Source organism: Niallia alba (genome assembly GCF_012933555.1).
In the GTDB taxonomy this organism is placed as follows: Bacteria; Bacillota; Bacilli; order Bacillales; family Cytobacillaceae; genus Niallia; species Niallia alba.
Window position 1 is genome coordinate 3,795,515 of the sequence record NZ_JABBPK010000001.1, and the last position, 17,798, is coordinate 3,813,312.

9 protein-coding genes, 22 tRNA genes and 3 rRNA genes are annotated in these 17,798 nt (G+C 40.5%); 6 read left to right on the plus strand and 28 right to left on the minus strand.

Annotation, left to right across the window (positions count from 1 at the left end; all coding sequences use genetic code 11):
• Positions 1-292: 292 nt before the first annotated feature.
• The gene (locus HHU08_RS18115; protein ID WP_016202891.1) at positions 293-505 is read left to right on the plus strand and encodes a hypothetical protein; all 213 of its coding nucleotides are present in this window, start codon (positions 293-295) and stop codon (positions 503-505) included.
• Between the two features lie 105 nt (positions 506-610).
• Here HHU08_RS18115 and HHU08_RS18120 read toward each other — a convergent pair.
• The 24 genes from HHU08_RS18120 to HHU08_RS18235 form a co-directional block, all read right to left on the minus strand.
• Positions 611-682 (minus strand) — tRNA-Glu (locus HHU08_RS18120).
• 2 nt (positions 683-684) lie between these two features.
• Positions 685-775: transfer RNA gene (locus HHU08_RS18125), tRNA-Ser, on the minus strand.
• Between the two features lie 8 nt (positions 776-783).
• Positions 784-858: transfer RNA gene (locus HHU08_RS18130), tRNA-Asn, on the minus strand.
• 11 nt (positions 859-869) lie between these two features.
• Positions 870-946 (minus strand) — tRNA-Ile (locus HHU08_RS18135).
• A 5-nt stretch (positions 947-951) separates the two neighbouring features.
• Positions 952-1,025, minus strand: a tRNA-Gly gene (locus HHU08_RS18140).
• A gap of 19 nt (positions 1,026-1,044) precedes the next feature.
• Positions 1,045-1,120, minus strand: a tRNA-His gene (locus HHU08_RS18145).
• A gap of 38 nt (positions 1,121-1,158) precedes the next feature.
• Positions 1,159-1,234 (minus strand) — tRNA-Phe (locus tag HHU08_RS18150).
• 31 nt (positions 1,235-1,265) lie between these two features.
• A tRNA-Asp gene (locus tag HHU08_RS18155) sits at positions 1,266-1,342 on the minus strand.
• A gap of 3 nt (positions 1,343-1,345) precedes the next feature.
• A tRNA-Met gene (locus tag HHU08_RS18160) sits at positions 1,346-1,419 on the minus strand.
• Between the two features lie 24 nt (positions 1,420-1,443).
• Positions 1,444-1,536, minus strand: a tRNA-Ser gene (locus tag HHU08_RS18165).
• A 9-nt stretch (positions 1,537-1,545) separates the two neighbouring features.
• A tRNA-Ile gene (locus HHU08_RS18170) sits at positions 1,546-1,622 on the minus strand.
• A 9-nt stretch (positions 1,623-1,631) separates the two neighbouring features.
• A tRNA-Met gene (locus tag HHU08_RS18175) sits at positions 1,632-1,708 on the minus strand.
• A 20-nt stretch (positions 1,709-1,728) separates the two neighbouring features.
• Positions 1,729-1,804, minus strand: a tRNA-Ala gene (locus HHU08_RS18180).
• Between the two features lie 13 nt (positions 1,805-1,817).
• Positions 1,818-1,894: transfer RNA gene (locus tag HHU08_RS18185), tRNA-Pro, on the minus strand.
• An 8-nt stretch (positions 1,895-1,902) separates the two neighbouring features.
• Positions 1,903-1,979, minus strand: a tRNA-Arg gene (locus tag HHU08_RS18190).
• Positions 1,980-1,995: 16 nt separating this feature from the next.
• Positions 1,996-2,084, minus strand: a tRNA-Leu gene (locus tag HHU08_RS18195).
• 9 nt (positions 2,085-2,093) lie between these two features.
• Positions 2,094-2,168 (minus strand) — tRNA-Gly (locus tag HHU08_RS18200).
• A gap of 18 nt (positions 2,169-2,186) precedes the next feature.
• Positions 2,187-2,271 (minus strand) — tRNA-Leu (locus HHU08_RS18205).
• Positions 2,272-2,297: 26 nt separating this feature from the next.
• A tRNA-Lys gene (locus tag HHU08_RS18210) sits at positions 2,298-2,373 on the minus strand.
• Positions 2,374-2,378: 5 nt separating this feature from the next.
• A tRNA-Thr gene (locus tag HHU08_RS18215) sits at positions 2,379-2,454 on the minus strand.
• A gap of 8 nt (positions 2,455-2,462) precedes the next feature.
• Positions 2,463-2,538 (minus strand) — tRNA-Val (locus tag HHU08_RS18220).
• A 13-nt stretch (positions 2,539-2,551) separates the two neighbouring features.
• Positions 2,552-2,668 (minus strand): 5S ribosomal RNA (rrf, locus tag HHU08_RS18225).
• A 270-nt stretch (positions 2,669-2,938) separates the two neighbouring features.
• Positions 2,939-5,876: ribosomal RNA gene (locus tag HHU08_RS18230) — 23S ribosomal RNA — on the minus strand.
• A gap of 478 nt (positions 5,877-6,354) precedes the next feature.
• Positions 6,355-7,904, minus strand: a 16S ribosomal RNA gene (locus tag HHU08_RS18235).
• The 16S, 23S and 5S rRNA genes sit together here with 21 tRNA genes alongside, the layout of an rRNA operon.
• Before the next feature lie 568 nt (positions 7,905-8,472).
• Between HHU08_RS18235 and HHU08_RS18240 the strand changes: the two genes are divergently transcribed.
• From HHU08_RS18240 to nspC, 4 genes are all read left to right on the plus strand, one after another.
• The gene (locus HHU08_RS18240; protein WP_040343016.1) at positions 8,473-9,159 is read left to right on the plus strand and encodes an MgtC/SapB family protein; all 687 of its coding nucleotides are present in this window, start codon (positions 8,473-8,475) and stop codon (positions 9,157-9,159) included.
• A 193-nt stretch (positions 9,160-9,352) separates the two neighbouring features.
• A tRNA-Ala gene (locus tag HHU08_RS18245) sits at positions 9,353-9,428 on the plus strand.
• 288 nt (positions 9,429-9,716) lie between these two features.
• Positions 9,717-10,916: a saccharopine dehydrogenase family protein gene (locus HHU08_RS18250; RefSeq protein WP_169188999.1), complete on the plus strand. Its 1,200-nt coding sequence runs from the start codon at positions 9,717-9,719 to the stop codon at positions 10,914-10,916.
• A gap of 10 nt (positions 10,917-10,926) precedes the next feature.
• Positions 10,927-12,066 carry a carboxynorspermidine decarboxylase gene (gene nspC, locus HHU08_RS18255; protein ID WP_169189000.1) on the plus strand — a complete coding sequence of 380 codons (1,140 nt, stop codon included), beginning with the start codon at positions 10,927-10,929 and terminating at the stop codon, positions 12,064-12,066.
• A 194-nt stretch (positions 12,067-12,260) separates the two neighbouring features.
• Here nspC and HHU08_RS18260 read toward each other — a convergent pair whose 3' ends face one another.
• The 4 genes from HHU08_RS18260 to HHU08_RS18275 all read right to left on the minus strand — a co-directional run bounded on the left by HHU08_RS18260 (position 12,261) and on the right by HHU08_RS18275 (position 16,713).
• A complete protein-coding gene (locus HHU08_RS18260; protein WP_169189001.1) occupies positions 12,261-13,982 on the minus strand; it encodes an ATP-binding protein in 1,722 nt (573 codons plus the stop codon).
• Between the two features lies 1 nt (position 13,983).
• Complete coding sequence (locus HHU08_RS18265) at positions 13,984-15,156, minus strand: beta-ketoacyl synthase N-terminal-like domain-containing protein (RefSeq protein WP_016202347.1); 1,173 nt, start codon at positions 15,154-15,156, stop codon at positions 13,984-13,986.
• A 243-nt stretch (positions 15,157-15,399) separates the two neighbouring features.
• Positions 15,400-15,633: a small acid-soluble spore protein Tlp gene (gene tlp / locus HHU08_RS18270; RefSeq protein ID WP_169189709.1), complete on the minus strand. Its 234-nt coding sequence runs from the start codon at positions 15,631-15,633 to the stop codon at positions 15,400-15,402.
• An 84-nt stretch (positions 15,634-15,717) separates the two neighbouring features.
• Entirely contained in the window at positions 15,718-16,713 is a 996-nt protein-coding gene (locus HHU08_RS18275; RefSeq protein WP_169189002.1) for a zinc-dependent alcohol dehydrogenase family protein, read from the minus strand.
• A 178-nt stretch (positions 16,714-16,891) separates the two neighbouring features.
• Here HHU08_RS18275 and HHU08_RS18280 point away from each other — a divergent pair, with 178 nt between their 5' ends.
• On the plus strand, positions 16,892-17,674 hold the full coding sequence (locus HHU08_RS18280; RefSeq protein ID WP_101729188.1) for an SDR family oxidoreductase: 783 nt from the start codon (positions 16,892-16,894) through the stop codon (positions 17,672-17,674).
• Positions 17,675-17,798: the final 124 nt, after the last annotated feature.

Here is a 17,798-nt window from a genome sequence, read left to right on the forward strand (position 1 = left end):
TGCATTTAATATTAAGTGACTAAATTTTACACTTTGTACAATTGCAATTCCCTTTTTTTCGATATCCAAAACAAATTACGACAATCATTGCTAAAATTTATACATTAAAGTAAATCCGATTAATTTTAATATTCTATCAATAAAGTGTAAATCCTTTTTTGTTTTTAAAATTTTATGATACTATAAAACTTTTTATGTTTAATTGACTGATTTAGATTGTGAATTTTTATCATAGATTTTTATTAATGAGAAATACTAAGAAGGATTTTTATAATAAGAAAGGAACATTATTATGAGTAAAAGTGAAGAAGACTACCTTAAAGAACAATCAATGAGAGAATCCCATCCATTTTTTGAAGCACCAGATCAAAAAATACTAGCTATCGATTTATTTAGAGGGCCATATACTGGATTTCTTTCCGATTTTGATTTAAATAATCCTGGGAATAAATTGCTGACTAGTGAGGCTAAATGGGAGGAAGATTTAAAACGGGGAAAATTTTAAATCATATACTTCATTCTTAATCTTTCCATTTGGGGATTTGAATATTGGTTTATATGATATAAAGATAAACAAAAAAACTGATAGCAAATGCTATCAGTTTTTTTATGACCCGTACGGGATTCGAACCCGTGTTACCGCCGTGAAAGGGCGGTGTCTTAACCGCTTGACCAACGGGCCAATGGCGGAGAAGGAGGGATTTGAACCCTCGCGCCGCTTACGCGACCTACACCCTTAGCAGGGGCGCCTCTTCAGCCTCTTGAGTACTTCCCCAAAAAAAATGGCTCCGCAGGTAGGACTCGAACCTACGACCGTTCGGTTAACAGCCGAATGCTCTACCACTGAGCTACTGCGGAATATTTTTTTATGGTGGGCCTAAATGGACTCGAACCATCGACCTCACGCTTATCAGGCGTGCGCTCTAACCAGCTGAGCTATAGGCCCAAATATGGAGCGGGTGATGGGAATCGAACCCACGACATCAGCTTGGAAGGCTGAGGTTTTACCATTAAACTACACCCGCATATTTTCATTATTTATAATGGGGCGACTAATGGGAATCGAACCCACGAGTGTCGGAGCCACAATCCGATGCGTTAACCACTTCGCCATAGCCGCCATCATAATTAAATTGTCATTTTAGTTTCTCTCTAAAATGGTGGCTCAGGACGGAATCGAACCGCCGACACAAGGATTTTCAGTCCTTTGCTCTACCGACTGAGCTACTGAGCCATTAGTTAATGCTATTTACTTTTTGAAAAAATGGCGGTCCGGACGGGACTCGAACCCGCGACCTCCTGCGTGACAGGCAGGCATTCTAACCAACTGAACTACCGGACCAGATTGCGGGGACAGGATTTGAACCTGCGACCTTCGGGTTATGAGCCCGACGAGCTACCAGACTGCTCCACCCCGCGACGATAATAAATTATTTAATTAAATGGAGGAGGAAGGGGGATTCGAACCCCCGCGCGGTTTGACCCGCCTGTCGGTTTTCAAGACCGATCCCTTCAGCCGGACTTGGGTATTCCTCCTCAATGAAATGGTGGACCTTGTAGGACTCGAACCTACGACCGGACGGTTATGAGCCGTCTGCTCTAACCAACTGAGCTAAAGGTCCAATATATTATGGTAGCGGCAGAGGGGATCGAACCCCCGACCTCACGGGTATGAACCGTACGCTCTAGCCAGCTGAGCTACGCCGCCATCATTAATAAATATAAAATTGGTGGAGCCTAGCGGGATCGAACCGCTGACCTCCTGCGTGCAAGGCAGGCGCTCTCCCAGCTGAGCTAAGGCCCCAATAAGTTTTCGCTGGTCGGGAAGACAGGATTCGAACCTGCGACCCCTTGGTCCCAAACCAAGTGCTCTACCAAGCTGAGCTACTTCCCGTAATATAATGGCGCGCCCGAAAGGAGTCGAACCCATAACCTTCTGATCCGTAGTCAGACGCTCTATCCAATTGAGCTACGGGCGCTTTATTTTAAAAACAATGGTGCCGAGGACCGGAATCGAACCGGTACGGTAGTCACCTACCGCAGGATTTTAAGTCCTGTGCGTCTGCCAGTTCCGCCACCCCGGCATTGTTTTATGGAGCGGAAGACGGGATTCGAACCCGCGACCCCCACCTTGGCAAGGTGGTGTTCTACCACTGAACTACTTCCGCGTCTATTTAATTAATAATTGGTGCGGGTGAAGGGAGTCGAACCCCCACGCCTTGCGGCGCTAGATCCTAAGTCTAGTGCGTCTGCCAATTCCGCCACACCCGCTTAACATGCTTTTAAAAACTAATTAATGGTGAGCCATGGAGGATTCGAACCTCCGACCCTCTGATTAAAAGTCAGATGCTCTACCGACTGAGCTAATGGCTCAAAGATGGTGCCGGCTAGAGGACTTGAACCCCCAACCTACTGATTACAAGTCAGTTGCTCTACCAATTGAGCTAAACCGGCAAACATAATGGTGGAGGATGACGGGATCGAACCGCCGACCCTCTGCTTGTAAGGCAGATGCTCTCCCAGCTGAGCTAATCCTCCATATAATATAATTGCCTGGCGACGTCCTACTCTCACAGGAGGAGAACCTCCAACTACCATCGGCGCTGAGAAGCTTAACTTCCGTGTTCGGTATGGGAACGGGTGTGACCTTCTCGCTATCGCCACCAGACTTTTATTGGGACATGTATTATTATACATGTTTTAGAATAATTTTCAAGTATTTTTTTAAAAAATTATTCCCTGAAAACTAGATTATGAAGTAAAAAGAAAGAAATAAGTAATCATTTTGTCCAGCTCCAACGCCTATCGCCTATCAAACTTCCGATCATCTCCCTACGATAAGTCAACATCGATTCACTTACGTTCATCGTGTTTCCTTTATCTCAGTCGATGCTCCTCCAGTTTGTACGTCGATAAACAGGCGTTTCCGCTTTTCATTTTAGTTAAGTCCTCGATCTATTAGTATCAGTCAGCTCCACATGTCGCCACGCTTCCACCTCTGACCTATCAACCTGATCATCTTTCAGGGATCTTACTAGCTTACGCTATGGGAAATCTCATCTTGAGGGGGGCTTCATGCTTAGATGCTTTCAGCACTTATCCCTTCCGCACATAGCTACCCAGCGATGCCTTTGGCAAGACAACTGGTACACCAGCGGTGCGTCCATCCCGGTCCTCTCGTACTAAGGACAGCTCCTCTCAAATTTCCTACGCCCACGACGGATAGGGACCGAACTGTCTCACGACGTTCTGAACCCAGCTCGCGTACCGCTTTAATGGGCGAACAGCCCAACCCTTGGGACCGACTACAGCCCCAGGATGCGATGAGCCGACATCGAGGTGCCAAACCTCCCCGTCGATGTGGACTCTTGGGGGAGATAAGCCTGTTATCCCCGGGGTAGCTTTTATCCGTTGAGCGATGGCCCTTCCATGCGGAACCACCGGATCACTAAGCCCGACTTTCGTCCCTGCTCGACTTGTAGGTCTCGCAGTCAAGCTCCCTTGTGCCTTTACACTCTACGAATGATTTCCAACCATTCTGAGGGAACCTTTGGGCGCCTCCGTTACTTTTTAGGAGGCGACCGCCCCAGTCAAACTGCCCACCTGACACTGTCTCCCACCCCGATCAGGGGTGCGGGTTAGAATGTCAATACAGCCAGGGTAGTATCCCACCAATGCCTCCACCGAAGCTGGCGCTCCGGCTTCCAAGGCTCCTACCTATCCTGTACAAGCTGTACCAAAATTCAATATCAGGCTGCAGTAAAGCTCCACGGGGTCTTTCCGTCCTGTCGCGGGTAACCTGCATCTTCACAGGTACTATAATTTCACCGAGTCTCTCGTTGAGACAGTGCCCAGATCGTTACACCTTTCGTGCGGGTCGGAACTTACCCGACAAGGAATTTCGCTACCTTAGGACCGTTATAGTTACGGCCGCCGTTTACTGGGGCTTCAATTCAGAGCTTCGCACTACACGTGCTAACCCCTCCTCTTAACCTTCCAGCACCGGGCAGGTGTCAGCCCCTATACTTCGCCTTGCGGCTTCGCAGAGACCTGTGTTTTTGCTAAACAGTCGCCTGGGCCTATTCACTGCGGCTCTCTCGGGCTTTAACACCCAAAAGAGCACCCCTTCTCCCGAAGTTACGGGGTCATTTTGCCGAGTTCCTTAACGAGAGTTCTCTCGCTCACCTTAGGATTCTCTCCTCGCCTACCTGTGTCGGTTTGCGGTACGGGCACCATAAATCTCGCTAGAGGCTTTTCTTGGCAGTGTGGAATCAGGAACTTCGGTACTATATTTCCCTCGCCGTCACAGCTCCGCCATATGGTAATGGGATTTGCCTCATTACCGGCCTAACTGCTTGGACGTGCTAATCCAACAGCACGCTTACCCTATCCTCCTGCGTCCCCCCATTGCTCAAATGATTTAAAGGTGGTACAGGAATATCAACCTGTTGTCCATCGCCTACGCTTTTCAGCCTCGGCTTAGGTCCCGACTAACCCTGAGCGGACGAGCCTTCCTCAGGAAACCTTAGGCATTCGGTGGATGAGATTCTCACTCATCTTTCGCTACTCATACCGGCATTCTCACTTCTAAGCGCTCCACCAGTCCTTACGGTCTAGCTTCAACGCCCTTAGAACGCTCTCCTACCACTGACATCATAGATGTCAATCCACAGCTTCGGTGATACGTTTAGCCCCGGTACATTTTCGGCGCAGAGTCACTCGACCAGTGAGCTATTACGCACTCTTTAAATGGTGGCTGCTTCTAAGCCAACATCCTGGTTGTCTAAGCAACTCCACATCCTTTTCCACTTAACGTATACTTTGGGACCTTAGCTGGTGGTCTGGGCTGTTTCCCTCTTGACCACGGATCTTATCACTCGTAGTCTGACTCCCAAGAATAAGTATTTGGCATTCGGAGTTTGTCTGAATTCGGTAACCCGATGGGGGCCCCTAGTCCAAACAGTGCTCTACCTCCAATACTCTCAATCTTGAGGCTAGCCCTAAAGCTATTTCGGAGAGAACCAGCTATCTCCAAGTTCGATTGGAATTTCTCCGCTACCCACACCTCATCCCCGCACTTTTCAACGTGCGTGGGTTCGGGCCTCCATCCAGTGTTACCTGGACTTCACCCTGGACATGGGTAGATCACCTGGTTTCGGGTCTACAACCACATACTATTTCGCCCTATTCAGACTCGCTTTCGCTGCGGCTCCGTCTCTTCAACTTAACCTCGCATGTAATCGTAACTCGCCGGTTCATTCTACAAAAGGCACGCTATCACCCATAAAAGGGCTCTAACTACTTGTAGGCACACGGTTTCAGGATCTATTTCACTCCCCTTCCGGGGTGCTTTTCACCTTTCCCTCACGGTACTGGTTCACTATCGGTCACTAGGGAGTATTTAGCCTTGGGAGATGGTCCTCCCTGCTTCCGACGGGATTTCTCGTGTCCCGCCGTACTCAGGATACACTCAAGAGGGAACGAAGTTTCGACTACAGGGTTTTTACCTTCTACGACTGACCTTTCCAGATCGATTCGTCTACCCCGTTCCTTTGTAACTCCATATAGAGTGTCCTACAACCCCAAGAGGCAAGCCTCTTGGTTTGGGCTAATCCCGTTTCGCTCGCCGCTACTCAGGGAATCGCGTTTGCTTTCTCTTCCTCCGGGTACTTAGATGTTTCAGTTCCCCGGGTCTGCCTTCAGTACCCTATGTATTCAGGTAAAGATTCTATCCCATTACGGATAGAGGGTTCCCCCATTCGGAAATCTCTGGATCAAAGCTTACTTACAGCTCCCCAAAGCATATCGGTGTTAATCCCGTCCTTCATCGGCTCCTAGTGCCAAGGCATCCACCGTGCGCCCTTTCTAACTTAACTTAGTTGTCGGCTAAAGATAAACTTCACATCTCTTCGTCAGCTTCTTCACTCTGCTCCTCACGTACTGTCGTACGCTCCGGTGCTCGCTCCGTCGCTTCCTTGACCTGCTCGTTTCTCTTTACCCTCCATTCTTTGAATAGGTATTCGTTTAATACGATTACTTTTCAAAGAAATAATTCTCTAACATAGAGAATCTAAGATGGCGATTACTCGGTTTCTTTCTTGTTTTTACTATTCATAATCTAGTTTTCAAGGAACAATTTCGGCTAAAGATAAACTTCGCATCTCTTCGTCAGCTTCTTCGTTCTGCTCCTCACGTACTGTTGTACGCTCCGGTGCTCACTCAGGCGCTTCCTTGATCTACTCGTTTCTCTTTACCCTCAAACTTCTTACTGTTTTGAGGAATTAATTGCTCCCTCAAAACTGAACAACAAATCGTCAACAATCTATGATGGAATGTAAATTCCATTTTCCTTAGAAAGGAGGTGATCCAGCCGCACCTTCCGATACGGCTACCTTGTTACGACTTCACCCCAATCATCTATCCCACCTTAGGCGGCTGGCTCCAAAAAGGTTACCCCACCGACTTCGGGTGTTACAAACTCTCGTGGTGTGACGGGCGGTGTGTACAAGGCCCGGGAACGTATTCACCGCGGCATGCTGATCCGCGATTACTAGCGATTCCAGCTTCATGTAGGCGAGTTGCAGCCTACAATCCGAACTGAGAATGGTTTTATGGGATTTGCTCGACCTCGCGGTTTTGCTGCCCTTTGTACCATCCATTGTAGCACGTGTGTAGCCCAGGTCATAAGGGGCATGATGATTTGACGTCATCCCCACCTTCCTCCGGTTTGTCACCGGCAGTCACCTTAGAGTGCCCAACTTAATGCTGGCAACTAAGATCAAGGGTTGCGCTCGTTGCGGGACTTAACCCAACATCTCACGACACGAGCTGACGACAACCATGCACCACCTGTCACTCTGTCCCCCGAAGGGGAACGTCCTATCTCTAGGAGTGTCAGAGGATGTCAAGACCTGGTAAGGTTCTTCGCGTTGCTTCGAATTAAACCACATGCTCCACCGCTTGTGCGGGCCCCCGTCAATTCCTTTGAGTTTCAGCCTTGCGGCCGTACTCCCCAGGCGGAGTGCTTAATGCGTTTGCTGCAGCACTAAAGGGCGGAAACCCTCTAACACTTAGCACTCATCGTTTACGGCGTGGACTACCAGGGTATCTAATCCTGTTTGCTCCCCACGCTTTCGCGCCTCAGCGTCAGTTACAGACCAAAGAGTCGCCTTCGCCACTGGTGTTCCTCCACATCTCTACGCATTTCACCGCTACACGTGGAATTCCACTCTTCTCTTCTGCACTCAAGTCCCCCAGTTTCCAATGACCCTCCACGGTTGAGCCGTGGGCTTTCACATCAGACTTAAAGGACCGCCTGCGCGCGCTTTACGCCCAATAATTCCGGACAACGCTTGCCACCTACGTATTACCGCGGCTGCTGGCACGTAGTTAGCCGTGGCTTTCTGGTTAGGTACCGTCAAGGTACAAGCAGTTACTCTTGTACTTGTTCTTCCCTAACAACAGAGCTTTACGATCCGAAAACCTTCATCACTCACGCGGCGTTGCTCCGTCAGACTTTCGTCCATTGCGGAAGATTCCCTACTGCTGCCTCCCGTAGGAGTCTGGGCCGTGTCTCAGTCCCAGTGTGGCCGATCACCCTCTCAGGTCGGCTACGCATCGTTGCCTTGGTGAGCCGTTACCTCACCAACTAGCTAATGCGCCGCGGGCCCATCTGTAAGTGACAGCGAGATGCCGTCTTTCAGCTTTCCACCATGTGGTGGAAAGAATTATCCGGTATTAGCTCCGGTTTCCCGAAGTTATCCCAGTCTTACAGGCAGGTTGCCCACGTGTTACTCACCCGTCCGCCGCTAACTTTAAAAGCAAGCTTTTAAAGTCCGCTCGACTTGCATGTATTAGGCACGCCGCCAGCGTTCGTCCTGAGCCAGGATCAAACTCTCTAATAAAGAGTTGATTAGCTCATTGCTAAACTCTAGCTTTTTATTACTTGTTTTCGTTCTATAACATTCGTTATAAAACGATTATTGTTGACGTTTGTTTGTTCAGTTTTCAAAGAGCAATCTAGTTGGTCGCTCAAGAAGCGACTTTCCCAATATACCATCTATCAACATTCATTGTCAATAGTTTTTCAAAAAACTTTTTCGCCATCCACTTCAATGTTTCGTGTTGTTTCAGCGACGGATATAAATATAACATTATTCCAAAATAAACGTCAATACTTTTTTCAAAAAAAATCTCAGATTAATTAAAAAGAAGGATTATCGTCCTACAAGAAGAATTTTTTTCATTATATAACATACACTTAACTAATATTTGGTGTTTACAATGAATCAATAAAGGATAATATACTTTAGGTTTTGTATTATTTCAAAGGAATTCTTCCACCCATTAAAGTTTAATACTTGTTTGAATCGTTTAATTTCCTGTTTCATTAAATTATATCAACAGTAATTAATCATTAATGACACACTATTACATATTAATTAAAACACAGGAGATGGAACACAATTGGATATTAATATAGATTTTTTATTAAAAATAGGAATTTCCGCTGGGTTAGGATTAATAATTGGATTAGAAAGAGAAATCAAACGAAAACCTGTTGGCCTAAAAACCAGTTTGGTAATAAGTATAGTAAGTTGTTTATTAACAATTATCTCTATTGAAGCTGCGTATAAATTTCCTGGTAGCGAACAAGTAAATATTCAAATGGATCCTCTAAGACTCCCAGCTCAAATAGTTTCTGGAATCGGTTTTTTAGGAGCAGGTGTTATCCTTAGAAGAGGAAACGATAGTATTTCAGGCTTAACTACCGCAGCTTTAATTTGGGGAGCGGGCGGAATTGGAATTGCAGTTGGAGCTGGATATTATATAGAAGCTCTCATTGGTGTTACCCTTTTACTAATCAGCGTTAAATTTGTACCAATTTTCATGAGTATGATCGGCCCTCGTCAACTGAGAGAAAAAGAAATTAGAGTAAAATTAAAAGCTGATCAAAAAGAAAACGTATCAACTATTATTAAAGCTATTCGAAATCTAAAAACAGGAATAAAACATATACGAATTAAAGACTTGGAAACTGGAGAACATTCTATTTTACTTATAGTAATAGTTGATCAAAAAAGAGAAGTGACGGATGTTTATAGAGAAATTTCCGAAATACATGGAGTAAAAGAAATTGAAATAGAGAGCTTGAATTAATTTGAAGTAGGTTAAATTGATAGAAGGAAGAGAGTAAATTACTTTATAGATACCGCTCTTCTTTCTTTTCATTTTCATTCTCAGTATTGTTCATAACGAAATATTCTTTATTAACTGAAAGACTCTACATTTTTTTCTCTCAATGACTTGAAGTTTCTGTTTATTTTTGTATAATATAGCTTAGATATTATAAGGGGGCTTAGCTCAGCTGGGAGAGCGCTTGCATGGCATGCAAGAGGTCGTCGGTTCGATCCCGATAGTCTCCACCATTTTTCCATCTAAACTTCCGACTATTATAGTCGTTTTTTTATATCCTCTTTATAAAAACTTCCATCTATATCAATTAATCTTCACTTCTTCATTTTTGACTAATCTGCATTCATATCATTGTAGTTACCACTTCTTCTTTTTCCCTATTTTTACAAATATATTTCCTAGCAATAAATTTTCATAAAAATTTATTATATTTTACTGGATTATATAGATTATTTTACGCACATTATGTATAATCAGCCTTATTGAAATTTTTTAGGTAGTATTAAAGGAGGTTATTCATTTTGGGAAAAGCATTAATTATCGGTGCTGGCGGAGTAGCAAGTGTTGTTGCACATAAATGCTGTCAAGTACCGGATGTATTCGAGGAAATTTGTATCGCAAGCAGAACACTTTCAAAGTGTGAAGCAATTAAAGATAAAATTGATGGTGGCAAGACGAAAGTTTCAGTTGCTCAAGTCGATGCTGATAATACAGAAGAAGTAATTGAATTAATCAATAGCTTTAAACCAGAACTAGTAATCAATGTGGCATTACCATACCAAGATTTAACTATTATGGATGCATGTCTTGCTACAGGTGTACATTACTTAGATACAGCAAACTACGAACCACCTGAGACAGCTAAATTTGAATATAAATGGCAATGGGAATATAAACAAAAGTTTGAAGAAGCTGGTTTAACTGCTTTACTTGGAAGCGGGTTTGATCCTGGCGTAACTGGTGTGTTCACTGCATATGCACAAAAACATCATTTTGACGAGATTCATTATATTGATATCGTGGATGCTAATGGAGGAGATCACGGTTATCCGTTCGCGACAAACTTTAATCCTGAAATCAATATTCGTGAAATAACTGCAAACGGAAGATATTGGGAAAATGGACAATGGGTTGAAACCCCACCGCTTTCTGAAAAAAGAGAATATGATTTAGAGCAAATTGGTCCAAAAAACATTTATTTATTATATCATGAAGAGTTAGAATCATTAGCTGTTAATATTAAAGGATTAAAAAGAATCCGTTTTTGGATGACTTTCTCTGATAATTATCTAAACCACTTAAAGGTTCTTGAAAATGTTGGCATGACATCAATTGAACCAATTAATTATGAAGGAAAAGAGATTATCCCACTACAGTTCTTAAAAGAAATCCTTCCTGATCCAGCATCGCTTGGACCTAGAACAAAAGGAAAAACTAATATTGGCTGTATCATCCAAGGGGTAAAAAACGGCAAACCAAAAACTTATTATGTATATAATATTTGTGATCACCAAGAATGTTATCGTGAGGTAGGATCTCAAGCAATCTCTTATACAACTGGTGTACCAGCAATGATTGGCGCAATGCTAATCATGAAAGGCCAATGGAAACGACCAGGCGTTTACAATGTAGAGGAATTTGATCCAGATCCATTCATGGATGCCTTAAATAAATACGGATTACCATGGCAGGAGAACTTCTCTCCGACTCTTATAGATTGAGAGGAATGAAATGAAAAAGATTGACTTTACACAAGCTCCATCACCAAGTTACGTAGTGGACGAGCGTCTTTTAACAAAAAACTTAGAAGTTTTGCAGTCTATACAAGAACGTACAGGTGCAAAAATTCTCCTTGCGTTAAAAGGTTTTTCCATGCATTCTGTATTTCCTCTAGTAGGTAAATACTTAGCAGGGGTAACATCTAGTTCTCTGTTTGAAGCAAGACTTGGGTATGAGAAAATGGGCAAAGAAGTACATGCATATGCACCTGCTTACGCAGACAGCGAATTCGATGAACTACTTCAATATACGGATCATATTGTCTTTAATTCACACAGCCAGTGGAATAGATTTAAAGAAAAGGTTCAAAATGCCGGAAAAAAAATTGATGTTGGTCTTCGAATTAATCCTGAGTACTCAGAAATAGAGACGCAGCTTTATAATCCATGTGCACCATACTCAAGATTCGGCATTACATTGGATAACTTTAATCCAGATGAATTAGACGGTATTGACGGCCTTCATTTTCATACAATGTGCGAACAAAATTCCGATACTTTAAAACGCACCATAAAAGTAGTGGATGAAAAATTTGGCGAATATATAAAGAAAATGAAGTGGATTAATTTCGGTGGGGGACATCATATTACCCGTCCAGATTATGATATCGAAACACTTGTTGAATCCATTTTGTTTATAAAAGAAAAATACAATGTAGATGTTTATTTAGAGCCGGGAGAGGCTATCGCATTAAACACAGGTTATTTAGTTTCCACTGTCCTTGATATTGTTCATAATGGGATGGATATTGCCATTCTTGATACGTCCGCAACATGTCACATGCCTGATGTACTAGAAATGCCTTATCGACCAAATATTATAGATGCGGGAATGCCTGGTGATAATGAATATACCTATAGACTTGGTGGAATGACCTGTCTATCAGGAGATGTCATCGGTGATTATTCTTTCAAAGAGCCATTAAAGCCTGGTGATAAGATCGTATTCTGTGATATGGCTCATTACACAATGGTTAAAAATCATATGTTTAATGGTGTTAACTTACCTTCTATTGCTTCTTATAATGACGAAGAAGGATTAAAAGTTGTTCGTCAATTTGTCTTTGAAGATTATAGTAATCGCTTATCCTAAATAAATAGTTTCTAAAGAAAAAAAGCAGATGTTTAAAAAGGGCTCATTCCCTTAAACATCTGCTTTTTTGTGGTTAAACATCAGAACAGGTCGCTTTTAGAAAATAATGCGCACAGCAATTTCTAAAGAAAACAGCTCTTTTTTATTATATTTTACCTTCTTGATACCTCAAATTCACATTTAATCGATTAAATTTATTGAATACATGGCAATATAATAGTTACGGCTGTTCCCCAACCCTCTTTGCTTTTTACTATCATGTCTCCGTTATTTTGTTTAAGAAGCTTCAGGCATATAGTTAAACCTATTCCAGTTCCTTTTTCTTTGCTTGTATAGTAAGGCTCTCCTATTCTAGCTAGCCTCTCTTTACTTATTCCATCTCCATTATCAACTATTCTAATTCGACAATGAGTCTCTTTTTGATCAAGAATAACCTTTACTTTGCCAGTTTGAGGTGAAATCGCCTCAATGCTATTTTTTAATATGTTTAATAATACTTGTTTAAACTGCGAGTTATCAATGGAAGCAATTAATTCTCGTTCCTCTCTATTTTCTACAATAATCTCTTTATTTTGTTCATTAGCCACAGCCTGAAATAAAACTTTTATATTTTTCAATTCTAAAAATGCCTTTGTTACAGGAAGGTTATTATTTTCATTTTCTTTCGCTTCAGGTTTACTTAGTATAAGCAATTCCTTTAAGACTTCATTAATTCGATCAATTTCATCAAGTAAAATAGTTTCATAACCAGAAGCATCATTTTTTTCCTTTAGAAGCTGAATAAAACCTCTGATGGTAGTCAATGGATTTCGAATTTCATGGGCAACACTAGCTGCCATCTCCCCTACTACTTTTAATTTCTCAGAAGAAATCATTAGTTGTTCATTTTGCTTCTGCTCAGTGATATCATGACCAAAATAGATATGATATTCTTCCCCAGTACTATGTATAAGTTCTTTTTTTCCCCAAATAAGAAAATAGTTTTTCCCTCTACTGTCTACATAGCGATGTGGTTTCTCTGTTACCATATTAATACGATCTGTAATATAAGAAAACGGACGACCCAACCAATTCTTGTTTTCTAACGATAATAGATGTAAGAAAGAAGGATTCATCTTCACTATCTGTTCCTTCCCATTCTTAACTAATAAATAATTAGGATTTATATCCATGATGGCTTCTAATAATTCACTCTGCCTCGACAGTTCTGCATTCATACTATTCAAATGTGTTGATTGCATTTGGAAAAAGCTTAAAAATAAAATAACTGCCGCTATTAAAGAATTAAAACTCGAAAAAAACAGTGGAATAAAAATGAAACCACTAAATACACCATTTATATAGATGATTAAAACAGCAATGACAAATTTCATATAAAAACTTTTATAAATTGGATCCCTTATTTTAAATGAGATTATCAATAAAATAATAGTGTTTAAATATAATAAGACAATATTAAGAATGAATAATATATTCCATTCACCATAAATTGGTAGAACATATTCAGATGAAAGCAAACTTCCTTCCATCACCACAAAATCCTTAATGCCAAGACTTGTAAAATTTATAAAATAAGCGAATAAACTATAGAATATTAAAACGTATAAAAACGGCTTATTAAATAAAACTCTGAATCGTTTAAATTCTATATTTCCACTTACTAAATAATAAGAAAAATAATACATTACTGGCATTATACAAATGGTTCCAATTCGTAATATTTTAAATAAAAGTTCAATTGTATCCTGGCTCAAAAAATCTCCTGCATATAATACAGCAATATCCATTTGCCAAAAGGATAGCATAAATAAGAAAAGAGATAAGGCCTTCGTTAATTGAGACTGTGAGTAAAAAATGATCGTCACAGAAATAATGAGCGGAACTAACGAAACCATCAATAATAATATAGCTTCCATATTATACTCCTCCTTTTGCTATCATTGCGCACCCATTATTTCCTCCGTATCCATGTGCCGTTATTAAAACACGATCAACATCTTGTTCCATTACGCTTGTAACTATTGGATAATCATGATAATAATCATTTATTTCTTCGCTTATCGTTGGTGGAATAAAGCTTTTACTTATACTTATTAATGATGCAATTATTTGAAAAAGAGGCGCTACCCCCATTGGGTGACCAACCGTGCCCTTAATCGAAGTAATAGGTATCTTAGAGTTTGCAAAAAACTGCTTATAAACCCCTACTTCAATATGGTCATTTTCCATTATTCCTAAAGCCTGACTATTTATGTAAGTTGGCATATTTTCCTTTATACATTCAGCAACCGCTTTTTCCATTAGCAATCCTGTTGAATCTGACTGATAAGGAGAAATAGCATCCTGTGTTACACTCGTCTCCTCTACTATTCCCAATATGGAAGCATTACGCTGAATTGCTATTTGTTCACTTTCCACAATTAATACTCCAGCTCCTTCTGAAATCGAAAAACCTCTTCCCCCAGAAAACGGTCCAAATATTGGCAAAGGATTGTCTCCTGCTTGTAAGACACGAAGCGGAAGAAAACCTTTTATAACGGTATCACAAATCGGTTCATCACTAGCACCGACTATACAAACATCTATTTGATTTGATTCGATTAATATTCTTGCTAAATTTAGTGCATCTATTCCAGATGTACAACTATTCGCTAATAATAAAGACATACCATTTAATTGCAACTCAGCACTAATACTTGAAGATAAAGAATTAGCATTCATATTTCCAATCATATAAGGAGATATCCTTTTTCCTTTTTCTGAAGAAATAGTAGCTTTACTTATTTCTGCTAAGCCTCCACCTGAAGAACCGACAATTACTGCTGTTCGATAATCTCTAACACTTATATCTGCTTGTTCAACTGCTTCTTTACATGCTTGGAGTATCATACGAACAAGTTTAGACATTTTTTCTTGTTTCCTGCTTAACTTGTTTAATTGTTCTTCATGCACTCTGCCTGTATATATGTATTTTCCTTCATATTCTTCCTGTTTCAACATACTTTTACTATTTTCAAGTACAGTCGTATATTCTATTATATTGGAAAAGCCTGTGCCAATTATCCCCATGCCAGTAATAACCGATTTCATATATATATTCTCCTATAAAATATTCCTTACATAATGTATTTTACTATGAAAATTGATTTACATCAGTAAAATAAGAGAAAATGTCCAAATTGCCACAAATAAAAAGGCTGCACCAAAGTTTAACCAACTTACAAAGACAATTATCTGCTAATTCTTCTAATTTAAAAGAAGTAACTTAAATAACTGCTTATAAAGTCAGAACCTTGTATCCAGCCTTCTACTAACAAAAATGTTGATTTTTAATTACTGATAGCCATTTTCTCTATCAGATGCCTCATCTTGAATCTCTTCTTTAAATGATTGAATTGCAGCTTCTCTTCGCTTGTTTTTCTGCTGAAGCATTTCTTTTTCGTCAGAACTCGCATTAACCAATGTTTCTTCTGCTTTGTCGATATTTTCGATTGTGTTTTGCACCATGTCCTGTAATTTTTCTACATTATCAGAACGATCATCGGGATTGGGCTTTTGAAAGCTCATCATTATTCCTCCTTCTTAATATGCTACGTAGGTATTTTGGATGTCTACTGAATTTTTTATGCAATGCTTCTTGATTAACACATACTACCATTTATTCACAAGAACAACTTTTCCTACAGCATTACCCGATTCTAAATAATCATGTGCTTCTCCAACGTCCTCGAAGGAAAACGTTTTTTTATTTAGTAGTGGCTTTAAACGATTTGCTTCTATTACGGCAGTAATACTCCGTAATATATCCCCATGTTCAAAACGAGTTGTTTCATCAAGCAGCTTAAGAAGCATAAACGTAACATGGAAAGAGAGTCCCTTCGAATGTAAGGGAGTTAGATCATGTGTAGATCTAGCAGCTATCGTTAATACTGTTCCATTTACAGCGGCACCTTCAAAGGAATTATCTAAATTTCTACCACCAACTGTATCAAAAATAATCGGAAATCCTTTTCCAGCTGTATATTTTCCCACATATTCTTTAACTGATGTCTCTCGGTAATTTATAACATGATTTGCTCCCAATTCTCTTGCAATTGCTTGTTTTTCCATGGATGAAACCGTTGTATGAACAGTTGCTCCAGCCCACCTAGCTAACTGAACAGCTATATGCCCCACCCCTCCTGTACCGCCATGAATTAGAATATCCTTCCCTGCTTTTAAACCACCTTTGATAAATAAAGACTCCCATGCCGTTATGCCAACTAGAGGGATTGCGGCAGCTTCTTCCATTGAAATATTCTGAGGTTTATGTGCTAGGACCCTTGCATCCACAATCATATATTCCGCCAATGCCCCTGCTAATCCTTTGAAACCACCTGCGCATCCATATACTTCATCTCCTATTTGAAAGGACTTTACGCCCTCTCCCAATTCTTCAATAACACCTGCTACGTCTCCATGTAATACGGCAGGAAAGGCTGGAGAAACCGCTGGTACAGCTCCAGATCGCACTTTAATATCAATTGGATTGACACTCGTGGCTTTTACCTTTACTCGCACTTGACCTGGCAATAAATCCGGTGATTCTATTTCTTTCAATTTAAAAACAGAAGAATCACCAAATGTTTCTATTATCATCGCTTTCATTATCATTCATCTCCTTTATTTCCATATTACCTAATCCGTTCGATTTTTTCGAAAATTTCGTATTCCTTTTCTCATTTAATTAATAAAACGTTTCTATTTCGTTAAAAAGGGATATTAGTATCTTATAGCTATCATACTAACAATATCAATATCGATATTTATCGAGGAGGACCCACACATGAATGACCTTGCAAATAAAGTAGCCATTATAACTGGTGCTGCTTCAGGTATTGGAAGGGCTGCAGCCATCTCCCTTGCCGACAAAGGCATGAAAGTAGCATTAGTAGACTTAAATGCTGATGATTTAGAAGAAGTAAAAGCAACGATTAATAATAAAGGTCAAGTAGCTATATCGCTGGAAGCAAATGTTGCAGAGCCCACTTCTATTCAACGGGCTATTGATGAAACAGTTGAAAAATGGCAGCAAATAGATACGGTTTTTATAAATGCTGGAATTAACGGAGCAGTTTCTTCCATCGAAGATCTAACACCATCCGAGTGGGATAATACGATTGAAACAAATTTAAAAAGTACATTTTTAACGGTTAAATATAGTGTTCCTTTTATGAAAACCAATGGAGGAAGCATTATAATTACAAGTAGCATAAATGGGAATCGCATTTTTAAAAACTTTGGAATGTCTGCTTACAGTACCTCTAAAGCTGGTCAAGTAGCTTTTGGAAAAATGGCTGCACTTGAATTAGCACAATACAAAATACGAGTGAATATGATTTGCCCAGGTGCAATCGATACAAATATAGAAAAGAATACTTTTAAAGATGAAAAACACTTAGAAGAAATAGCCATCCCTGTTGAATATCCGGAAGGTAACCAGCCACTATCTCATCAATCAGGCAGTGCACAGCAAGTGGCTGATTTAGTATATTTTTTAAGTTCTGATTTATCTAGTCATATTACTGGAACAGAAGTATATATTGATGGAGCAGAGTCTCTTTTATAGAGAATATAGACCCTACCTGACAATTATCTGGTAGGGTTTATTATGGATTAAAGCTATTTGATCTACCTTTAATTTTTATGCACGAGTAGATAGAGCAACTAAATGCAGTATTCTCCCTATCGTA

What these genes read in the sequence shown, in the direction of transcription:
- HHU08_RS18115 (WP_016202891.1), top strand. Translation starts at nt 293, where the DNA reads ATGAGTAAAAGTGAAGAAGACTACCTTAAAGAACAATCAATGAGAGAA.
- nspC (WP_169189000.1), top strand. Translation starts at nt 10,927, where the DNA reads ATGAAAAAGATTGACTTTACACAAGCTCCATCACCAAGTTACGTAGTG.
- HHU08_RS18260 (WP_169189001.1), bottom strand. Translation starts at nt 13,982, where the DNA reads ATGGAAGCTATATTATTATTGATGGTTTCGTTAGTTCCGCTCATTATT.
- HHU08_RS18265 (WP_016202347.1), bottom strand. Translation starts at nt 15,156, where the DNA reads ATGAAATCGGTTATTACTGGCATGGGGATAATTGGCACAGGCTTTTCC.
- tlp (WP_169189709.1), bottom strand. Translation starts at nt 15,633, where the DNA reads ATGAGCTTTCAAAAGCCCAATCCCGATGATCGTTCTGATAATGTAGAA.
- HHU08_RS18275 (WP_169189002.1), bottom strand. Translation starts at nt 16,713, where the DNA reads ATGAAAGCGATGATAATAGAAACATTTGGTGATTCTTCTGTTTTTAAA.
- HHU08_RS18280 (WP_101729188.1), top strand. Translation starts at nt 16,892, where the DNA reads ATGAATGACCTTGCAAATAAAGTAGCCATTATAACTGGTGCTGCTTCA.